A 20,686-nucleotide genomic window follows, 5' to 3' on the forward strand; every position below is an offset into this window, starting at 1 on the left:
TGGGCGTAGGCGGTCGCATATGCGCGTTTGCGCGGCGGCGCGGTTGCGGTCAGACGAGGCGGACCGGTTTCTCCGGCCGTACGCCCGCAGCCGCGAGCCATTCGCGGAGCGGTCCCGGGTCGCCGTCCTCCAGCAGGTTCAGCACCGGCGTCCCGAGGTCGGCCCCCCGCTTTCCCGCGACGAGGAGAACCGGCCCGTCCAGCCAGTCGAGACCAGGAGCCGCCCCCGCGGTGTCCACGGCGGCGCAGCAGACCATGGCGGTGATGTGGTCGGCGAGCAGTTCGCGGCCCGAGCGGGGCGCCTGCACGGGGAAGAGCGGAGCGGCGGGCGCGGTCGCATCGCTCCACACGGCCCCGTCGAACGGCGGGGGAAGCGGGACGGGCTCCTCCGCGCCCAGCTCCGTTGCCGCGGCTGCCGCCGCGCGCCGGCCCGCCGCCTCCTCGCGGGCCATCTCCGCGCTGAGCCGCTCGGCCAGCTTCTCGCCGATCCCGACGCCGTCGGCGGACGCGAGCCGATCGACGACCCGGGCGAGGGTCGGCCCGAGCAGCGGCGCCCCGGTCGGAGTGCCGGGGCCGGGGGCCGGGCCGTCCGTCGGCTGTGCCGATGCAGAGGTCGCGAAGTCCGTCGCCTGTGCTGCCCGGTGTCCGGCCCTCGGAACGCCGTCCTCGGCGGCGGGGCCCTGCGGCGCTTCGTGCGCACCGCGCGTGGACGCCGCCCCCGGCGCGTCTCCGCCGGGCGAGGCGGTACGCGGGTCGGCGGGGGGCCCGTCGGGCCGTACGGCAGGGGCGGCTTCCGCGAGCGTGTGCCCGTCAGCGGCCGCCGGATCCGGCGCCCCGGCACCCGTCGGATCCGGCGCCCCGGCGTGCGACTCCGGCGCACCGACCGCACCGGGACCGGCGGCGCCCTCGGGCAGGCCCGGGGCGTGCGGGGGCAGCTCGTCCAGAACGCGGTGGAGGCGGGCGGCCTCCAACCGCCATTTGCGGTCGACGACCTCCTCCGGATACGCCGCCCAGTCGACGGGGCTCCAGTCCGGGCCGGGTCGCGCGGGCCCGCCGTGGAACAGGCGGGCGGCGAGCAGCGACGCCGCCTCGTCCACGATGCCCGGCTCCTCCAGCAGATCGCAGGCGGGCCGCTCCCCCAGGCGTGTGGCGAAGCCCTCCGCCAGCCGGTCGCGCCGGGAGAGTTCGGTGAGCGCCGAGACCACTCCCGCGTCCAGGCGGGACGGCCAGCGCCCCATGCGCCACGCGGGCATGGCCACACGGGTCAGCAGCCGGTCCCAGCCCGCGTAGGCGAGGCCGACCTGCTCCTGGGCGACGATCCTCAGCCCGTAGTCCACAGCCTGTGCACGACTCGATGCCGCCGCGGCGACGCCGCGCTCCATCTCGGCCGCCCTGTCCCGGCAGCCCCGCAGCATCAGCCGCACCAGCCAGCCGACGAAGGCCAGGTGTCTGCGGCGGGCCGTGACGGCCACGGCCGCGTCCAGGTCCCGTACGAATCGGCGGGCGGCCGCTATGTCCGGATGCGCCGAGGGGCCCGTACCCGCGACGACCGGCGCGAGTATCGCGCGCAGCTCGGCCACCCGCATCCACCACAGGAACGGCGAGCCGATGACCAGGACCGGCGCCTCCTGTCCCCGTCGACCGCCGCTTCCGCCGGGCCTGCCCGCGGGCGGGCGCGCTTCGCCGAGATGGGCGCGGTCCTCCAGCCAGCTGTCGCAGTCGGGGGTGAGCGCCATGGCGGAGGGCGCCGGTACGTCGAGGCGGTCGGCGAGGTCACGGACGAGGCGGTAGAGGTCCGGGGCCGCGGTCTCCGGGATCGGCACGGTGGGGCTGACCGCGGGACTGGCCCGTACGAGCACGGAGGCGACGGCGAGGGCCAGCAGCAGCACGGCGACGGCCACACCCGTGACCGTCCAGCGCACAGCGTCCCAGGCGGCGCCCCCGATCCTGCCCGTGGCGTCCGCGGCGAACAGCACCACGGCTACGGCCGCGGGGAGAAGCGCCACGGTCAGCGCGGCGCTGCGGGTGCGCAGCACGGCCAATGCGCCGGTGCGCGCGAAGTGCATGCCCGGCTCCGCACCGGACGTCTCGGACACGATCGAAAGTCACCCCCTGCTCGCTTACTGGTGCACCACCGGCCTCCGGTCCTTGCGACCGCGGCCGTTTGCGGCTTGCTCGCTTCCCCCACTGTGGCACCGGGATCCGACATCGCAATGCCGGTGGGCCAGTTGCCGGACGTACGGCACGACCGACGACGGCGGCTCTGGTGCTCCGCCTCCGCGGAACCCTAGTTGGGGGGTGCGGGTGCGTCAGCCGTATGACGGAGCGGTCACTCGATTGAATGGCTTTGGTCAAAGCCGGTTCCGCCGGACTTGGCCCACAGGGCACGTAGGCCCGGCGGACCCTGATTTCGGCTCTGGCACGACCTGGGAGAAAACGTTCCATCGCCACGGTCACGTACCGGCCGTCCACGGTCGCGGGCAGGGGCCCGCGAGGGCCGCACCACGTCAACCGGAGCCATGTACGACGTCGCGAGCCGGCGCCGGGACCGGTACGGCGTTCGACACTCGCGCCGGCGAACGGGTGCCGATGGCCGTACCGGTTGCCGTACTGGGGCCGTACTGGGGCCGTGCCGGGGAGGCGCCGTTCGGCCGCACACCGCACGACGGCGTTCGCCACGACCCACCACCCGCGCCGCGGCGTCGCAACGAGCCCGCCGCGCCCCCGTGAGACCGCTCCGGCGGAGCAGTCCGGAAGGCTCAGGCCTCGCCCGCCGCCTTGGCGGCGATGTCGGCGCGGTGGTGGGAGTCCGCCAGGCGGATCAGCGACACGGCACCGTACGCCCGCGTACGGGCGGCGGTCAGATCCGGGCCCGTCGCCGTCACCGACAGGACGCGGCCGCCCGCGCTCAGGATCTCGCCGGACTCGGCCCGCTTCGTCCCCGCGTGCAGCACGTACGCGTGCCCGTCGTGCTGCTCCGCCTCGTCCAGGCCTTCGATCGGGTCGCCCGTGCGCGGCGTCCCCGGGTAGTTGTGGGAGGCGATGACGACCGTGACGGCGGCGCCGTCGCTCCAGCGCAGGGGCGGGAAGGAGATCAGCGCGTCGGTCGCCGCGGCGTACAGCAATCCGGAGAGCGGCGTTCTGAGGCGCGCGAGGACGACCTGGGTCTCGGGGTCGCCGAAGCGGGCGTTGAACTCGATGACCCGCACGCCGCGCGAGGTGATCGCCAGCCCGGCGTACAGCAGGCCGGAGAAGGGCGTGCCTCGGCGGCGAAGCTCGTCCACGGTCGGCTGGAGGACGGTCTCCATGACCTCGTCGACCAGCTTCGGATCGGCCCACGGCAGCGGCGAGTACGCGCCCATGCCGCCGGTGTTCGGGCCTTCGTCGGCGTCGTAGGCGCGCTTGAAGTCCTGGGCGGGCTGGAGGGGGACGACCGTCTCGCCGTCCGTCACCGCGAACAGCGAGACCTCGGGCCCGTCGAGGAACTCCTCGATGACGACGCGGTCGCATGCGAGCGCGTGGCGGCGGGCCGCCTCCACGTCCTCCGTGACGACGACGCCCTTGCCCGCGGCGAGGCCGTCGTCCTTGACGACGTACGGCGCCCCGAACGCGTCCAGGGCCTCGTCGACCTCCTCCGGGGTGGTGCAGACGTACGACCGTGCGGTGGGCACGTTGGCCGCAGCCATGACGTCCTTGGCGAAGGCCTTGGAGCCCTCGAGCCGCGCGGCCTCCGCGGACGGCCCGAAGGCCGCGATGCCGCGGGCGCGTACGGCGTCGGCGACCCCGGCGACGAGCGGCGCCTCGGGGCCCACCACGACCAGGTCGGCGCCCAGCTCGGCCGCGAGAGCGGCCACGGCGGGGCCGTCGAGGGCGTCCACCTGGTGCAGCTCGGCGACCTCGGCGATGCCGGCATTGCCCGGAGCGCAGTGGAGGGCGCTGACGTCGGGGTCGTGGGAGAGGGAGCGGCACAGGGCGTGTTCGCGGGCGCCGCCGCCGATGACGAGGACCTTCACACGCTTCAGGGTAATGGCCCGCGCCCAGGGCCCCTTCGGCCGCCCCTCCCCGGCCCGTCCGACCGGGCGCTCCCGGGCCCCTCCGGCCGCCCCCCTCCCAAGCCCATCCGGCCGCCCCTCCCCGGCCCCTCCGGCGGCACCTCCCCGGCCCGTCCGACCGGGCGCTCCCACCCCCTGCCACGACGCCTCCCCCGTACGAACGCGTTCCGGTTTTCGCGCAACGCGTCCCGGCTTCGCAGGGCCGCGCGGTCCGCGGTCCGCGGTCCGCGGTCCGCGGTCCGCGGTGCGCGGTCCGCGAGGGTCGGCAGCCGGGCAGCGCACGGGCGGGGCCCGTCCCCTCGCCTCTGCCCTTCCGTACGGAAGTGGGTGACCCCGCGCCGGGCACTCTTTCGGGTGAGCTGTCGGCCGCGTCTGTCCCGGACACAGCACTCCTTCCGGGCGGAAATCCCGCGTTCCCCGGCGCGTTGCGCGCGCTTCGGCGGTAGGAATGTGGGCCGCGCAGCGCATCCGGCGTCGCGTGGCCGCGGCCCCCTGTCGGCCTCACGCCGCAGATCGCCCGCGCCCGCATCGCGTCGCACCGCACCACCCGTGGGGCACCGCAGGGTGCTGTACAGGTGGCGCCGCCCCGCGTCGCGCGATCGCATCGGATCGGATTCGCATTGCACCGCCATTGCAGAGGGAGCGCACGGGTGAGCCAGCCGGAGATGCAGCCCGAAGGGCTTCCGCGGGAGGAGGGCGGAAACAGGCAGAGCGGTACGGGCCAGGGCGACCTGCTCGGGCGGCCTTTCCCGCACGGCGACTGGGGCGAGCCCGCTGAGCGCCTCGAGGAGCTCTACCTGTGGGTCGAGGAGCGCGCCCTGCGCACCGCCGACTGGTATCTGGCCGACCGCCGCTGGAAGCGGCGCGCAGCCCGCGCCCTGCGCCTGGGCACGGCCGGCACGGGCTCGGTTGCCCTCGCGTTGCCCCTGCTCGATGTGACGGGCGTCCTCGGCGACGGCACCGGCTGGGGCTTCCTCGCCCTCCTCGGCGCCGTCGCGTGCGCGGGATGCGACCGCTTCTTCGGCGTGACGTCCGGGTGGATGCGGAGTGTGGCCACGGCCCAGGCGGTGCAACGGCGGCTGGAAGTGCTGCAGTTCGACTGGGCGTCCGAGTGCGTACGCGAGGTCCTGGGACCGACCGAGGGCACGGCGAGTGAGGCCGCCGAGCGCTGTCTGACGGTGCTGCGCCGCTTCTCGGAGGACGTGTCGGAGCTCGTACGGTCGGAAACCGCGGACTGGATGGTGGAGTTCCGGTCGACCCCGGCGCCGCTGCACACCCAGTCGCTGGTGCCGTGGGCGCCGCGGCCGGAGCAGAGCGGGCAGCACGTGAGCCGCTTCCCCCTCCCGCCGCCCACGGCCCGGCCGAGCATGCCGCGCCAACGCCCCCCGGAGGCACCGCGCTGAGCCGTGTCCGCCGGTGCACGCCTTGCGGCCGAGCCGCCCCCTCGCCGGTCAGCCCAGCCCGGTGACCAGCCGAGCCGCCCCCTCGCCAGTCAGCCCAGCCCGGTCGGCCCGGGGCGGCCCGCCGTCCTGGGCAGGCGGCCGACGACGCGCTCGGACGAGACGAGGGTCCGGACGACGGGCCGGGAGAAGGCTCAGCTGAAGACGATCATCGACCCCTGGCCCAGGCTGCGCGTCGCCGCGGCGTGGAGCCCCAGCCAGACGTGCCTTTCGCGCGCGTAGGGACTGTCGTCGTACGGCGCGGTGGCCGCGGGCTCCTCCAGCGACGTGGGGCGGACCGGAGCGGCGGGCGCCGCGGGCGGATTGGCCGGGTCAATGCCGATCGACGGTGCGACCGCCTCCAGTTCGCGCAGCAGTGCGTTGCTGGACCCCAACGGGCCGCCGCCCGCCATGAGTTCGTCGTTCGCCAGCGGCCGGCCGAAGTCGACCGGCACATAGGCACCCGCGTGGTCGTAGTGCCAGACGAGGTGCGACTGCTGGGCCGTGCCCTCGAACATCTCCAGCAACTGCTCGTAGTCGCCGCCCAGTTCGTCGACCGGGGTCACGGGGAGCCCGCAGATCTGCAGCAGATAGGCCCGGCGCAGAAAGTGCAGCGCGTCGTAGTCGAATCCCGCGACGGGGGCGACCTCCCCGGACAGACCCGGCATGTAGCCGAAGACCGGAACCGGTGGCAGGCCCGCTTCGTTCAGGGCCTGGTTGTAGATCGCCAATTCGTCGGCGAAGGGGTTGTCGGGGCTGTGGCACAGCACATCGACGAGGGGGACCAGCCACAGGTCACAGGCCACGGGCGCTCTCTCTCGGTCGCTTCTTGTCGGTCTCGGTCATCGCGGCGACGGCTGCCGCCGCCGAAGCTCTTCCTGTCAAGCGTGTACCCAGGCTCGGTACCAGGGATGATGCGACGGACGTGCCAGCGTAGTCCCCTGCCCGCACCGCGCGTCGAGCGACGTCCCACGACCGGCGTCGGCCGTCGCACCACCACCGTCGCGCGTCTGCCGTCGCACCACCACCATCGGCCGTCCGCCCGACGCGCGTCTGCCGTCGCACCACCACCATCGGCCGTCCGCCCACCGCCCGGTGTCAGCCGACGTCCCACAGCCAGGCGTCGCCCACGCGCTCGCCCCGCCGCCCCAGCAGCCGCTCGACGGTGAGGCGCAGCGCCTCCTGGTACGGCTGCGGCCCGATCACCAGGGCTCCGGCGCGCCAGAAAGCGAGGTCCGCTTGTGCGGCCCGCTGTTCCCGGGGGCCGATGGGCGGGACTCGGCCGGTCCAGCCCACGTCCCGGAGCAGATCGTTGGTGGGGCGGGGCGGGGGGCCGTAGATACCGGTCTTCTCGGGGCCGAAGGGCCCGTTGAAGTAGCCCCCGGGCAGCGGGAAGCCGAACCCGCCGTCGATCTGCCACTTCAGCGCGCTCGCCTCGGCCGGTGACGGCAGCGGTACGGGTACGAGGGACCGGCCCGGTTCGACGTACGACCGCCAGGTGCCGTCGGCGACGAGGCTGGGTACGAGGGGCCGTTCGACCGTCTCCAGCGGCCTGGGCACGATGGGCAGCAGTGCGGCGAGGAGCGCCAGTCCGCCCGCCACCCGGACGACCAGGGCGCGGTGGCGCCTGTCCTGCTCCTCGTCGGCCCCTGCCCTACGGATCTCCGCGGCGGTATCGGCCACGACGGTCCACGCCAGGGCGAGGAGCATGCCGATGACGGGGGCGCACACCATCGCGTAGCGCGACTCGATGACCGACTCGAACAGGGGCAGCCGGTCGAAGATCCACCAGGGGCCGGGGGTCGCCGCGTCGGTCCACGGCAGCGGGATCCGTGCACCGAGGGAGAGCAGCGCGGCCATCAGACCGGTCCAGGTGAGGACGCGGACGGCCACGCGGTCCCACAGGACGACGGTGACGACGAGCAGGAGTGAGACCAGCGGCCAGCCGTAGAAGGCGTTCTGCTCGGTCGGGTTGATCGAGAGCTCGGAGGCACGCTGTTCGTCACCGGCCAGCGCCTGCTCGGAGAACTCGACGAAGGCCAGAGGCGGGTTGCCGGTCGGGCCGTGCAGGATGCTGCCGTAGCTCTGGTCTCCCTGGAACTGCCAGTAGAGCGGGTACGCAACGAGGGGCAGGCAGACGACCGCGGCGATCGCGAGACCGCGCAGCAGGGGTGGGGCGGCCGCGCGGGCGGCGGCGGGGCGGATGCAGGCGTAGCCGACGGCGAAGAACAGCATGCCCGTCGCCGCGAGCAGCAGCGCCTCTTCGCCGAGGAAGACCTGCCAGGTCAGCAGGAGCCCGAGGATCACTCCGTGCCGTACGGTGCCGCCGCGGGCGGGCGCGGACGCGTCGGGCTCTCCGGGTGCGAACTTGCCGGGCTCCGCGTGTGCGTATGCGCCGGGCTCCCCGGGTGCAGGTGCGCCGGGCTCCGCGTGTTCGTACGCGCCGGGCTCCCCGGGCGCGAACTTGCCGGGCTCCGCGTGTGCGTACGCGCCGGGCTCCCCGGGTGCAGGTGCGCCGGGCTCCCCGGGTACGGGTGTGCCGGGCTCCCCGGGCGCGAACTTGCCGGGCTCCGCGTGTTCGTACGCGCCGGGCTCCGCGTGTGCACGTACGCCGGGCTCCCCGGGTACGGGTGTGCCGGGCTCCCCGGGGGCGAGCGGGGTCACGACGGTTGGCGGGCACAGGCGCAGCGTCCGGTCGATGATCAGGGGGATCACGAACAGCACGACCAGGTTGGGGTGGGCATTGGCGTGCGAGATCATCGGCGGCGCGAACGCGGCGACGGCGCCGCCGAGGACGGCCGCCCCCCGCCGGCGGGTGAGGTACTTCCGGATGAGCCAGTACCAGGCGGTGGCGGTCGCGGCGAGGCCGCCGGTGAGAGCGGCCGCGAAGGCCGCGGTCGCGCCGAAGAGGGCGGTCACCGGGGCGAGGGGCACGGACAGTCCGAGCATGACGGTGTTCGCCATCAGGTTCACACCGAGCGGGAAGTTCTGGAGGATCGTGAACAGCGGGTCGTCGCCGTGCAGAACGTTGTGGCCGGTGACGGCGAAGAACCACTCCCACTGGTTCTGGTCGCGCATGCTGTCCGCGAGATAGGCGCGGTCGAGGTCGGACCACAGGTTCACGTAGAGCAGGAGGGCCGCGAGCAGATAGCCCGCGGGGACGGCAAGGGACGCGGGGCGCATCCGGCCGCGGAGGCGGAGGCGGAGGCGGACGACGCGCGGGGAGCCCGGAGTCCGGTCGGGGGGCGCCTGGTGCGCGGCCGTCGCAGCCGGGTCCTTCGGAGGCTCCGTGCCGTCCGCGGGGTCCGCCTGGTGCGTGGTGCCGGCGGTCACGGCGTCCCCGTCGCGCCGAGCCGGACCCGGATGACCTCGGCGAGCACCTTCGCGTAGTCGAGGGGGCCGACCTTGGACCCCGGGCGGTGTGCCCAGCGCACCGGGACCTCGGCTATCGGCCAGCCGCTGGCGTGGAACATCCGCAGTATCTCGACGTCGAAGCCCCAGCCGTCCGTACGGGCGAGGGCGAAGGCCGTACGGGCCTTGTCGCCGTCGAAGAGCTTGAAGCCGCACTGGGTGTCGCGGATCCCGGGCACTGCCACGGCCTGAATGAGCCGGTTGCCCGCTTTGCCGAGGAGTTCGCGCAGGATGTGCTGGCGCGCCTCGATGCGGGCGCCGGGGCGGGCGCGCGAGCCGATCGCGGCCGCGTAGCCCTGGTCCAACCGGTCGTGCAGCAGGGCCAGTTCCTCGATCGGGGTGGCACCGTCGGCGTCGCAGAAGAGCACGCGCCGCCCGCGCGACGCCCGCATCCCGATGCGTACGGCGTGACCCTTACCGCGGTTGACGGGCGCGCGCAGCAGACGGATACGGGGCTCGGCGTCCGCGGCCTCGGCGGCGACGGCGGCGGTGCCGTCCGTGGAGCCGTCATCGACGACGATCAACTCCCAGCGGCGTCCGGTGGCCCGCAGATAGCCGCACACCTCGTCGATGCCGGGCCGCAGCCGCTGTTCCTCGTTGTAGGCCGGGATCACCACGGTGAGGTCGATGACCGCCGTCGTCGACTCGGCAGCGGTCTGCTGCCTGGGCGCGGGCAGCGCCGCCCGGTCTACGGCGTCCATGCCTAGCCTCCCCCTTTGCGGTCGACCGTGTGTACGGTACCGGCCCTTGACGCCGTTCTTCAGGGGTCCCGGGCACCGATCTCCGGTATCCGGATCATCGGGAAGCACTCCCGGGTGGTGCGGATGCGCGGCGCGGCGCACGTGGCGGACGCGTGCGGGCCGTGGTGGACACGGGCGCGGGGCGGGGGGCGTCCGCGCGCCTGAGAGGCGGGAGTTCGGGCATCAGTCGCCCTGCATCAGCTTCTTGAGGAACCTCAGGGAGTGGTCGTCGTACTCGGCGATCAGGCGCTGGGCGGCTGCCGGGTCGCGCCGCTCGACGGCCTCGATGAGCGTGCGGTGCCCGCTCCACAACCGCCCCTTGAGATCCGGCTCCTGACGCAGGTACGGCACGGCGAACGCCCAGCACTGCATCCGCATACGGTGAAGGAAGTCCGAGATGTACGGGTTTCCGGCGAGAGAGGCCAACTCGCGCCAGAATCGCAAGTCGTACCCGATGAGGATGTCCAGGTCCCCGGCCTTCGACGCGCGCTCGGCCTCCTCGGCCCTGCGGCGTACGGAGGCGAAGGCGCGCGCGGTGGCGCCGCGCAGCAGATGCTCCGTCCCGTACTGGAAGATGCCGTCGACTATGAGGGCGCGGGCCTCGACCATGTGACGGAAGTCATCGAGTGTGAAGGAGTGCACCTGGAAGCCGCGATGGTGCTCCATGTCGACGAGCCCCTGAGCGGCAAGGTCGACGAGCGCCTCGCGGACGGGGGTGGCGGAGACGCCGTACTGCTCGGCGATCTCTTTGACCGTCACATGACGGTCGGCGGGGAGGCGGCCGGCGAGGATCTCGTCGCAGAGCGCCTCGGCGATCTGCTGGCGCAGCGTGTTGCGAGTGACAGTGACGGCGGAACGGTCCCCGCCGCCCTGCTGGTCGCGGCCACTGCCACCCCGCATCGGTCCGTCTCCTTCCACGGGCCGCGGGTCAGGAGCGGCCCGCGCTCACCCTATGTGCTGACTGGCCCGGCCGCGCGACCGCGGACCGTGCGCGGACGGCGGTGTGCGGCGAGCGAAGGGGCACCCGGCCCTACGACCGCGGGCCGATCTGCTGTGGCCGCGCCCCGGGCCGTCTGCCGCGGCCCGAGCTCAGCCCATCTGCCGCGGCCCGCCCCCGGCCGGACGGACGTCCGGCCGGGGGCGGGCCGCAGAGGTGCGTGGGATGCGGATCAGGCGGTTGTGGTGTGCCCGTCCGCCACCGACAGCGCCGCGTCCAGGGCCGAGAGACCCTCCTTGGCCTCGGCCTCGGTGATCGTGCACGGCGGTACGACGTGCGCACGGTTCATGTTCACGAAGGGCCACAGGCCGTTCTTCTTGCAGGCCGCGGCGAAGGCCGCCATCGGCGCGTTGGCGTCCCCCGCAGCGTTGTACGGCACCAGCGGCTCCCGCGTCGCCTTGTCCTTGACCAGGTCGAGCGCCCAGAAGACGCCGAACCCGCGCACCTCGCCCACCGACGGATGGCGCTCGGCGAGTTCGCGCAGCCCCGGTCCGAGCACCGTCGCGCCGATGCGGTCGGCGTTCTCGACGATCCGCTCCTCCTCCATCACGTTGATCGTCGCGACGGCGGAGGCACAGGCCAGCGGGTGACCGGAGTAGGTCAGGCCGCCCGGGTACGGACGCCGGTCGAAGGTGGCCGCGATCTCCGAAGAGATCGCGACGCCGCCGAGCGGGACGTAGCCGGAGTTGACCCCCTTGGCGAACGTCAGCAGATCGGGCACGACGCCGAAGTGGTCGGCGGCGAACCAGCGGCCCGTACGCCCGAAGCCCGCCATCACCTCGTCGAGCACGAAGACGATGCCGTGGCGGTCGCAGATGTCGCGGACGCCCGCGAGGTAGCCGGGCGGCGGCACCAGAACGCCCGCCGTGCCGACCACGGTCTCCAGGATGATCGCCGCAATGGTCTGCGGGCCCTCGAACGCGATGGTCTCCTCGAGGTGGGCCAGCGCGCGCTCGCACTCCTGCGCCTCGGTCTCGGCGTGGAAGTGGGAGCGGTACAGATGCGGGCCCCAGAAGTGCACGACCCCGGCCGAGGCCGTGTCGGAGGGCCAGCGGCGCGGGTCACCGGTGAGGTTGATCGCGGCGGCGGTGGCGCCGTGGTACGAGCGGTAGGCGGAGAGGACCTTGGTGCGGCCGGTGTGCAGACGGGCCATGCGCACCGCGTTCTCGACCGCCTCCGCACCGCCGTTGGTGAAGAAGATCTTGTCGAGGTCGCCGGGCGTGCGCCCGGCTATCAGGCGGGCGGCCTCCGACCGTACGTCCACGGCGAAGCCGGGTGCGATGGTGCACAGCTTGCCGGCCTGCGCCTGAATGGCCGCGACGACCTTCGGGTGCTGGTGGCCGATGTTGGTGTTGACGAGCTGCGAGGAGAAGTCGAGGTAGCGGTTGCCGTCGTAGTCCCAGAAGTAGGAGCCTTCCGCACCGGCCACCGGGAGGGGGTCGATGAGCCCTTGTGCGGACCAGGAGTGGAAGACGTGGGCGCGGTCGGCGGCCTTGACAGCCTTCCCGACCTGGGAATCTGCAGGAGGGTTCATGCAGACCAGCGTATGAATCCGCACCGGGCGACCGACACCGCCAATGTGTATGGCTTCCGCCACGCCGCCCGGCACCCTGTCGGGTCGCGGGGCAGCGGACGATCTTCGCGGGGCGACTTCGCGGGGCGACGGACGATCTTCGCGCCCCGGGCCGTCCGCACCCGGGATCTCCACACGCGCGTACCGCATTCCGCTCCATGCATCCCGTACGGCGTCCCGCCCGCCTCCGTCACTGTCCGGTCCGTGGGCGCCCCGCACGGACAAGAGCGCGCACACCTCGCAACAATCAGGAGGAATACGGACGTTGAGCCCGACCGTACGACGACACGGTCATCATCGGGCGACCGCACCGTTGGGACGCCGTTCCGGCGGGGCTCTATCCTCAGTCGCACCGCAACCGCGACCGGGGGAGACCACCCGCTATGGAAGAGCTGCGAGCCGAGGATCCGCAGTGGATCGGCGCGTACCGGCTGCTCGGCAGGCTGGGCGCCGGCGGCATGGGGGTCGTGTACCTGGCGCGTTCGGACCGCGGCCGCACGGTCGCGGTGAAGCTCGTCCAGGCCGAACTGGCCCGACAGCCCGACTTCCGGCGGCGGTTCGCGCACGAGGTGGAGGCGGCACGACGGGTGGGTGGCCGGTGGACGGCGCCCGTCCTGGACGCCGACACCGAGGCGGAGACCCCCTGGGTGGCCACCGGCTACATCGGCGGCCCGACGCTGCACTCGGTCGTCGCCGACTACTTCGGCCCGTTGCCCGAGCACTCCGTACGCACCCTTGCGGGCGGTCTCGCCTGCGCCCTGCGCGACATCCACGGCGCGGGCCTGGTGCACCGCGACCTCAAGCCGTCCAACGTCCTGGTAACCATCGACGGCCCGCGCGTCATCGACTTCGGCATCGCCCGAGCCACGGAGACGCTCGCGGGGGGCGGTCTCACGATGACGGGCGCGGTGGTCGGATCTCCGGGCTTCATGTCGCCCGAGCAGGTGCGCGGCGAGCGCGTCACGACCGCCAGCGACCTGTTCTGCCTCGGCTCGGTGCTCGCCTTCGCGGCGACCGGGCGCCAGCCGTTCGGCACCGCCAACAGCGGTATGCACGCGCTGATGTTCCGTATAGCCGAGGAGGAGCCCGACCTGACGGGGCTCCCCGACGGGCTGCTGGACCTCGTACTCGGCTGTCTCGCCAAGCAGCCGGAACAGCGCCTCACCGTCGACCATGTGCTGGAGCTGACCGGCAGCGCCGGTGACGAGCCGTGGCTGCCCGGCGGATTGCTGGCCCGGCTCGGGCGGGAAGCGCTGCAGCTCCTGGACACGGAGACGCCCCAGCACGCCGGTCACGCCGACGCCTCCCCGTACGGGCCGTCGACTCCGCCGCACGCCACGGGCCACGGCTCCTCTCACGGCACGCACCACGCCACCGGCTTCGCGGCAGGGCCCGCGACCGGCGCGATACACCCGCCGTCCACCCCTCCGCCCGGCCCTACGGCCTCCACCCCACCCCCGCGCTCCGGGGCCGGGACGCCTCCCCCGCACTCCGGGGCCGGGACGCCTCCCCCGCACTCCGGAGCGTCCACGCCCCCTCCGCCGTACGGGCCGTCGACTCCGCCACCCGGCCCTCAGGGCGGGCCCTGGGGCTTGGGGGGCGGGGCCACCCCCTACGGCCCGGCTCCCGCGCCGGGCCCCGCGCCGTACCGCCCGCACGTGGGGGCCCCGCCGCTGTGGAAGTCGGGGCGCAGCCTGGCCAACGCGCTCTCCGTCTTCATGGCGCTGACGCTCGTCCACGCGCTGATCGATCTCTTCCTCAACTTCGCGCTCTACGGGGCCTACGACAGCGACTCCCCCACCGACGTCGACGACGTCACGGCCATGATCGAGGCCCTCGCCGGGTTCGGCGCGCTCACCGCGCTGCCGACGGTGGTGCTGTGGCTGGTCTGGTTCTGGCGCCTGTCGGTGAACACCGAGGTCATCGCGCCCGGTCGGCAGCGGCTCAGCCGCGGATGGGCCGTCGGGTCGTGGTTCACGCCGGTCGTGCAGCTCTGGTTCCCCAAGCAGATCGCCAACGACATCTGGCACCTCATGGCGCCCGGGCAGCACGGGCAGCCCGCCGGCCCGTACGGCGCCCCGGCGCCCTCCCGTGCGCTGCTCAACTGGTGGTGGGGAACGTACTGCACGATGTTCGTGACCGGCTTCCTCGCCACGTTCGTCGAGGTGGCGGCCGAGACGAACGACGAACTCGCGGGTGTCGCGGCGTGGACGATCATGTCCGACCTCTCGGCGCTCCTCGCCGGCGTCCTGGCTCTCGGTTTCATCCAGCGGCTGACGTCCTGGCAGGAGAGGCTCGCCCCGCACCGGCCGTACTGACCCGGGCCCGCGCAGGTCCACGACCGCGAGCTGTTCACGGCGGGAGCCGGCCCCGGCCGAATGCGCCCGCACGGTACGGGTTTCGGAGCGTCCGTCCCGTGCAGTGGAGGCCGCTGGGGAACCATGGGCCTCCGTCCATCTATCCTTCTCCGCTGACACGGTTGTGACATGACACGCGGGCCGGGGGGAGAGCGACGGGGACATGGACGAGCTGAGGGCCGGCGACCCGCAGCGGATCGGGGCGTACCGGCTGCTGGGCCGGCTGGGCGCGGGCGGCATGGGCGTGGTCTACCTGGCCCGCTCGGACCGGGGCCGCACGGTCGCGGTCAAGCTGGTCCGGCAGGAGCTGGCGGAGCAGGACGAGTTCCGTGGTCGCTTCCGGCAGGAGGTGGCGGCCGCGCTACAGGTCGGCGGCGCGTGGACGGCGCCCGTCCTGGACGCCGACACCGAGGCGGCGGTCCCCTGGGTCGCCACGGGCTACATACCCGGGCCGTCCCTGCGCGCCGTCATCGGTGAACAAGGACCGCTGCCCGAATACGCCGTGCGCGTACTGGCCGCCGGGCTCGCCCACGCCCTCCAGGACATCCACGCCGCCGGCCTGGTCCACCGCGATCTCAAACCGTCCAACGTCCTCATCACTCTCGACGGGCCCCGCGTCATCGACTTCGGCATAGCCCGCGCCCTGGAGACCGTCACCGACGGCGGCATCACCCGCACCGGCGCGATGGTCGGCTCCCCCGGCTTCATGGCCCCCGAGCAGGTGCGCGGCGAGCGCATCACCCCGGCCTGCGACATCTTCTGCCTGGGAACGCTGCTGGCCTACGCGGCGTCGGGGACGATGCCGTTCGGCTCGGGCAGCGGGGTGCACGCCACGCTGTTCCGGATCGCCGAGGAGCCCCCGGACCTGTCGAAGGTGCCCGCCGGGCTGCAGGGGCTCCTGACCGCGTGTCTCGCCAAGGACCCGGCCCAGCGGCCCACTCCCGGGCAGGTGCTGGAGGCCGCGGGAGTACCGGCGCAGACGTACGGGGAACCCTGGCTGCCCGGCGGTCTCATGGCCCAGCTCGGCCGGCACGCCGTGCGGCTGCTGGAGGCCGAGAACCCGGAGACGGCCGAGATCCCGGTGGTGCCGGATCAGAGGACCGGGCCGGGCGCGCCCACGGGGACGGCACCAGGGGGCCGGGGGAACGGTCGCGGGACTCCCGGGACCGGTCATGGGACTCCCGGGACCGGTCATGGGACGAATCCGGGGACACTTCCGGCGACGGCCTCCCCGACGCCGACGGCATCCGTGCACGCGGCGTCCCGGGCAACGCACCCCGCGACCAGTCCCCATGCCTCCTCGCCCGGCATCCCCGTGGCAGGCGCTCCGAGGGCGCCACGACGTCGCAGGGCCGCGACCGGCGTGCTGCTCGCGGTGGCGCTCGCCGTGACCGCGCTGGGCGGCGTGACCATCTACAGCCGGATGCACCACTCCGGCACGTCCGGGCCCCCGGCCTCGGTCAGCCGCGGCGAGGTTCCCAGGAAGAACCTCGGCACATGGGAAGCCCGGTTCGGTGCTTCCAGCACCGACGTGCGACGCTTCACCCTGCGCCAGGGATCGCCCGGCGACCGGGTCTTCACGATGACGGCCGAAGGCGCCTCGTACCACTGCGAGTTCGCCGCCACGCTGACGTCCGCGGGACCGCCCGTGGAGCTGGGCCGGTCCGAGGTGACCAAGGGGCCGGCGGCCTCCTGCAAGCCGGGGCCCGCGACGACACTGGAGCTGACCCGCGGAGGCGCGCTCCGGCGCACCTTCTCCGACGACAGCGCGGCCCCGCTCACGTACCGGAGGGTCGGCCGCTAGGCCCGGCCGGGTTCACCCCGCCCCCGCCGGGGGGCCGGTCCGTGCTCGGGCCAGGGCTGCGCTCGGGGGCCGGTCCGTGCTCGGGCCAGGGCTGCGCTCGGGAGCCGGGATGCGCTCGGGGGCCGGTCCGTGCTCGGGCCAGGGCTGCGCTCGGGAGCCGGGATGCGCTCGGGGGCAAGGCTGCGGTCGGGGGCAGGGCTGCGCTCGGGGCCGGTCCGTGCTCGGGGGCCGGGGATACCCTCGGGAGCCGGGATGCCCTCGGAAGCAGGGCTGCGGTCAGGGGCTGGGCTGCGGTCTCTGGTCGGCCCTGGCGGTCGGCCGTCAGGCCCGCGCGGCAACCGTCAGTGCCGCCGACTCCTCCGCGTCGAGCCCGATCCCGAAGACCTCCTCGAGCGTCTTGGGCAGCTCACCCGGTTCGAGCCGCCTCCTGTCGGCCGAACCGTCGGGGTACAGAGCCGTCAGCTCCGTCCTGTCCAGCAGGTACGTGACCTGGGGCCGCATCTGCTGGACGAACAGCCGCCCCACGAAGGGCGAGCGAGGATCGGTCGCGGTGTAGTGGTTGATCACGTCGAAGTCGACCGAGTAGTGCGGGTCGAGCGTGAAGCCGTGCAGGTCGAACCAGCCGTCCTCGCGCAGCGTGTGCAGAACCCACTGCTCCACTCCCGGACCGGAGGTCTGCAGTTCGAGGCGGTAGTGCCAGCCTCCGCGCGAGGACTCGGCGCCGTCGAGGAGTTCGATGGGGCCCAGCGGGCCTCCGCCGAACCCGATGTCGGAGAGCCACAGCCGGCCCGTGTCCGACGTCTCCGCGGTCTCGACATGCACCAGCGCGTGCGTCGCGGGCCGGAGCTTGCCGGTGGCCATGCGGACCCGGGAGGCGATGCCGGTGACCCCGAAGCCGAGCCGTTCGAGGGCGGCGGCGAAGAGCTTGACGTGCTCGTAGCAGTAGCCGCCGCGGGGCCGGCGGACCATCTTGTCCTGCAGCCCGGCGACGTCGAGGCGGAGGGTACGGCCCAGCAGGATGTCCACGTTCTCGAACGGGATCGTCGAGACGTGCCCGAAGTGCAGGGCGCGCAGCGTCTCGACCGTCGGGGCGAGATCCCCGTCGAAGCCGATGCGGGCGAGATAGGCGTCCAGGTCGAGCAGCTCGCCGTCCCATCCGAATCCGGCGTCGGAGTGTTCCATGTCTACGACGCTAGAACCTCGGGCCCGGCTCCGCTCGGCGCGGGACGCAGGCGGCCCGGGCAGGACGCTGCTCTGCCGGGAGCAGGCGGCCCCGGGCAGGACGCTGCTCTGCCGGGAGCAGGCGGCCCCGGGCAGGACGCTGCTCTGCCGGGGCGCATGCTCCCGTCGCCCACCGGCCCGGACGGAAGACCCGGGGGCCCCGGGGTCCCTCCTCGGCCCGTGCCCGGGATTCCTGGCCCCCCAAGTTTTGCCCGGTAGCGAGGCGTCCTGGGGCGGTCGGACGCAAGGCGCCGGATCGTCCTCGTAGTGGACCTGCTCGGCTGATCCGGCACCGCAGCGGACGGACGTGCCAGGGCAGAGCGGGGCAAACCTCGGCGGGGGCGGCACTAGAGGAAGGAGTTGATCTCGATGGTCTCGGTGCGGCCCGGGCCGACGCCGATCGCGGAGATCGGGGCGCCCGACATCTCCTCCAGCGCCTTCACATAGTTCTGGGCGTTCTTCGGCAGGTCGGCGAAGGTCTTGGCCTTCGTGATGTCCTCGGACCAGCCCGGAAGCATCTCGTACACCGGCTTGGCGTGGTGGAAGTCGGTCTGACTGTACGGCAGTTCCTCGACGCGCTCGCCGTCGATCTCGTACGCCACGCAGACCGGGATCCGCTCCCAGCCGGTGAGCACGTCGAGCTTGGTCAGGAAGAAGTCGGTGAGGCCGTTGACGCGGGTCGCGTAGCGGGCGATGACCGCGTCGAACCAGCCGCAGCGGCGGTCCCGGCCCGTCGTCACACCCCGCTCGCCCCCGATGCGGCGCAGCGCCTCGCCGTCGTCGTCGAACAGCTCGGTCGGGAAGGGGCCGGCGCCGACGCGGGTGGTGTACGCCTTGAGGATGCCGATGACCCGGTTGATCTTCGTCGGACCGACTCCGGCGCCCGTGCAGGCGCCGCCCGCGGTCGGGTTCGAAGAGGTGACGAACGGATACGTGCCGTGGTCGACGTCCAGCAGCGTGCCCTGGCCGCCCTCGAAGAGAACGACCTTGCCCTCGTCGAGCGCGTCGTTGAGGACGAGCGTGGTGTCGGCGACGTACGGCCTGATCTGCTCGGCGTAGCCCAGCAGCTCCTCGACGATCTTCCCGGCGTCGATGGCCCGCCGGTTGTAGAGCTTGGCGAGGATCTGGTTCTTGAAGTCGAGGGCGGCCTCGACCTTCTGCGCCAGGATCGACTCGTCGTAGAGGTCCTGCACACGGATGCCGACACGGTTGATCTTGTCGGCATAGGTCGGGCCGATGCCACGGCCGGTGGTGCCGATCCGGCGCCTGCCGAGGAACCGTTCCGTCACCTTGTCGAGGGTGGTGTGGTACTGCGTGATGAGGTGCGCGTTACCGCTGACCAGCAGCTTCGAGGTGTCGACGCCGCGTTGCTGAAGCCCGCTCAGCTCGGAGAGCAGGACTGCCGGATCCACGACGACGCCGTTGCCGATGACCGGAGTGCATCCCGGCGACAGGATTCCGGAAGGGAGGAGGTGCAGGGCATACTTCTGGTCGCCCACGACCACCGTGTGGCCGGCATTGTTGCCGCCCTGGTAGCGCACCACGTAGTCCACGGAGCCGCCGAGCAGATCGGTGGCCTTTCCCTTGCCCTCATCACCCCACTGAGCACCGAGCAGCACAAGTGCGGGCACAGGCGTACACCCCTTCCGGGCGGGGCATGTCCAACGTGCCGGACGGCTCGCCACCTTGGGCGGCGGCCGCCCGGGAGCCGTCGAAGCGGTGCCCCGGATAGACGAAGCCCCTGACGCAACAGCGACAGGGGCTCTTGCACCGAGAGATTACCTGAGGAAGGACCGAGGTGTCGGCTCCAGGATCCAGCGGGCGCCCGCTGCTCGTGGTCATCGACCCGGCCGCGCGGCGAATCGACGGCGAGGCCGTCCGGATCGCGAAGGATGTGCTGTGTGCGGGCGCGAGCACGAAGATCTGCCTGCCGGAGGATCCGGAGGAGATCGCGCGGGCGCTCGCCCGCCGCGGCAGCCGCCGGCCGGTGGTCGTGGGCGACGACTCGGCGCTGCTGCGCATCGTCGGCCTCCTCCACCGGGAACGGGCCCTGGACGCCGCGGCGCTGGCGCTTGTGCCGGTCGGGGAGTCGGCCACGGAAGTGGCGCTGGCCCGCACGCTCGGCGTTCCGGCCAGTCCCGTCGAGGCGGCACGGGCCGTGCTGGACGGAGTGGACCGCCAACTCGACCTGCTCGTGGACGAGAGCGACGGGGTCGTCCTCGGCGGGCTGCACATCCCGGAGATCGGCGAGGCGGGCGGTCGCGGGGCGGAGCGCGGGCGGTGGTGGGAGCCGGGCCTGCGGACCTGCCGCAGTCTGGTCCGGTCCCTGGCGCCGGGCGGCGCAGGCCAAGACTCCGGCGCTGCCCGGGCCCGCAGGTACGCCTCGGCGGAGCTGCCGGCCCAGGGCGGGGACCCGGGGGAGGGATCCGGCCGCACAGAACGGGGCGAACCAGGCGGAAGGGGCGGACGTACGAACCGGGGCGACCGCGCAGGCCGGGCCGACCGCACGGGACGGACCGAGCGCGGGGTCCACCGGTTGAGGGTCGAGGCGGACGGAGTGCTGCTCGCCGATCTCGACCACCCGGTCGAGGCGGTGTCGGTGACCACCGCCGGACCGCACGCGGAGGACGACGGACTGGCCCGGGTCGTGGTACGGCCGAGCGCCGGCGGCGGGAGCGCGGCGCCTCGTACGGTCCGGGCACGCGCGATCACCGTCTCCGGGCCGGACTTCCACTACCGCGCGGACGCGCAGGTGGGAGGACCGGTGAGGACCCGCACCTGGACCGTGCATCCCTCTGCCTGGCGCCTCACGCTTCCGCGCAGGTGAGGGTGCGCACCGGACGCCTCAGGCCGGGGGACGGCCCGCGTCCGCAGCCGCGGGCCGTCCGGACGCGGCAGTTCCTTCGTCTCGAGCGGCTTTGTGCCGGGCGGTACGGCGACCGCGTCCCCGTACGTGTGGCTGCTGGTGCTCACCGCGTTGATGACGGCCACGGGACTCGCCGCCTTCCGGTGCCGCGACCTCGGGTGAGCCGGGCCGCGACTCACCGGCCGGCCTTCCGGTGCATACGTCAGTGGGAAGGGCGGAGGAAGGAG

At 73.5% G+C, this 20,686-nt stretch carries 12 protein-coding genes and 1 pseudogene; 4 read left to right on the forward strand and 9 right to left on the reverse strand.

The genetic code is table 11. From position 1 onward, the window contains the following. Positions 1–49: 49 nt before the first annotated feature. Complete coding sequence (locus AB0M26_RS22310; protein WP_365263615.1) at positions 50–2,065, reverse strand: hypothetical protein; 2,016 nt, start codon at positions 2,063–2,065, stop codon at positions 50–52. A gap of 693 nt (positions 2,066–2,758) precedes the next feature. Beyond that, a complete protein-coding gene (purD, locus tag AB0M26_RS22315) occupies positions 2,759–4,012 on the reverse strand; it encodes a phosphoribosylamine--glycine ligase (protein WP_365263566.1) in 1,254 nt (417 codons plus the stop codon). Positions 4,013–4,701: 689 nt separating this feature from the next. On the opposite strand from purD, the gene AB0M26_RS22320 reads away from it, so the two are divergent. Continuing rightward, positions 4,702–5,454, forward strand: a complete 753-nt coding sequence (locus AB0M26_RS22320; protein WP_365263567.1) for an SLATT domain-containing protein — start codon at positions 4,702–4,704, stop codon at positions 5,452–5,454. A gap of 191 nt (positions 5,455–5,645) precedes the next feature. Here AB0M26_RS22320 and AB0M26_RS22325 read toward each other — a convergent pair whose 3' ends face one another. From AB0M26_RS22325 to AB0M26_RS22345, 5 genes and pseudogenes are all read right to left on the reverse strand, one after another. Then, a complete protein-coding gene (locus AB0M26_RS22325; RefSeq protein WP_365263568.1) occupies positions 5,646–6,296 on the reverse strand; it encodes a hypothetical protein in 651 nt (216 codons plus the stop codon). Positions 6,297–6,588: 292 nt separating this feature from the next. Continuing rightward, a complete protein-coding gene (locus tag AB0M26_RS22330; protein ID WP_365263569.1) occupies positions 6,589–8,823 on the reverse strand; it encodes a glycosyltransferase family 2 protein in 2,235 nt (744 codons plus the stop codon). A 20-nt stretch (positions 8,824–8,843) separates the two neighbouring features. Beyond that, positions 8,844–9,602, reverse strand: a pseudogene (locus AB0M26_RS22335) (dolichyl-phosphate beta-glucosyltransferase); the annotation flags it as partial. A 222-nt stretch (positions 9,603–9,824) separates the two neighbouring features. Then, positions 9,825–10,541 (reverse strand): GntR family transcriptional regulator, encoded by a 717-nt coding sequence (locus AB0M26_RS22340; RefSeq protein WP_365263570.1) that lies wholly within the window; start codon positions 10,539–10,541, stop codon positions 9,825–9,827. Positions 10,542–10,810: 269 nt separating this feature from the next. Next, entirely contained in the window at positions 10,811–12,172 is a 1,362-nt protein-coding gene (locus AB0M26_RS22345; protein WP_365263571.1) for an aspartate aminotransferase family protein, read from the reverse strand. Between the two features lie 422 nt (positions 12,173–12,594). On the opposite strand from AB0M26_RS22345, the gene AB0M26_RS22350 reads away from it, so the two are divergent. After that, a complete protein-coding gene (locus AB0M26_RS22350; RefSeq protein ID WP_365263572.1) occupies positions 12,595–14,529 on the forward strand; it encodes a DUF4328 domain-containing protein in 1,935 nt (644 codons plus the stop codon). Between the two features lie 202 nt (positions 14,530–14,731). Next, on the forward strand, positions 14,732–16,372 hold the full coding sequence (locus tag AB0M26_RS22355; protein WP_365263573.1) for a serine/threonine-protein kinase: 1,641 nt from the start codon (positions 14,732–14,734) through the stop codon (positions 16,370–16,372). 321 nt (positions 16,373–16,693) lie between these two features. Here the strand turns inward: AB0M26_RS22355 and AB0M26_RS22360 are convergent, their stop codons facing one another. Together AB0M26_RS22360 and AB0M26_RS22365 are read right to left on the reverse strand one after the other, a co-directional pair. Further along, complete coding sequence (locus AB0M26_RS22360) at positions 16,694–17,554, reverse strand: arylamine N-acetyltransferase (RefSeq protein ID WP_365263574.1); 861 nt, start codon at positions 17,552–17,554, stop codon at positions 16,694–16,696. A gap of 386 nt (positions 17,555–17,940) precedes the next feature. Then, positions 17,941–19,224 (reverse strand): adenylosuccinate synthase, encoded by a 1,284-nt coding sequence (locus AB0M26_RS22365; protein ID WP_365263575.1) that lies wholly within the window; start codon positions 19,222–19,224, stop codon positions 17,941–17,943. Between the two features lie 167 nt (positions 19,225–19,391). Here AB0M26_RS22365 and AB0M26_RS22370 point away from each other — a divergent pair, with 167 nt between their 5' ends. After that, the gene (locus AB0M26_RS22370; RefSeq protein ID WP_365263576.1) at positions 19,392–20,420 is read left to right on the forward strand and encodes a hypothetical protein; all 1,029 of its coding nucleotides are present in this window, start codon (positions 19,392–19,394) and stop codon (positions 20,418–20,420) included. Positions 20,421–20,686: the final 266 nt, after the last annotated feature.

Origin of the sequence: Streptomyces sp. NPDC051776, assembly GCF_040681345.1 — a bacterium.
In the GTDB taxonomy this organism is placed as follows: domain Bacteria; phylum Actinomycetota; class Actinomycetes; order Streptomycetales; family Streptomycetaceae; genus Streptomyces.

Coding starts and splice junctions, on each gene's coding strand:
- AB0M26_RS22310 (WP_365263615.1), bottom strand. CDS start 2,065: ATGCACTTCGCGCGCACCGGCGCATTGGCCGTGCTGCGCACCCGCAGC.
- AB0M26_RS22345 (WP_365263571.1), bottom strand. CDS start 12,172: ATGAACCCTCCTGCAGATTCCCAGGTCGGGAAGGCTGTCAAGGCCGCC.
- AB0M26_RS22350 (WP_365263572.1), top strand. CDS start 12,595: ATGGAAGAGCTGCGAGCCGAGGATCCGCAGTGGATCGGCGCGTACCGG.
- AB0M26_RS22355 (WP_365263573.1), top strand. CDS start 14,732: ATGGACGAGCTGAGGGCCGGCGACCCGCAGCGGATCGGGGCGTACCGG.
- AB0M26_RS22360 (WP_365263574.1), bottom strand. CDS start 17,554: ATGGAACACTCCGACGCCGGATTCGGATGGGACGGCGAGCTGCTCGAC.
- AB0M26_RS22340 (WP_365263570.1), bottom strand. CDS start 10,541: ATGCGGGGTGGCAGTGGCCGCGACCAGCAGGGCGGCGGGGACCGTTCC.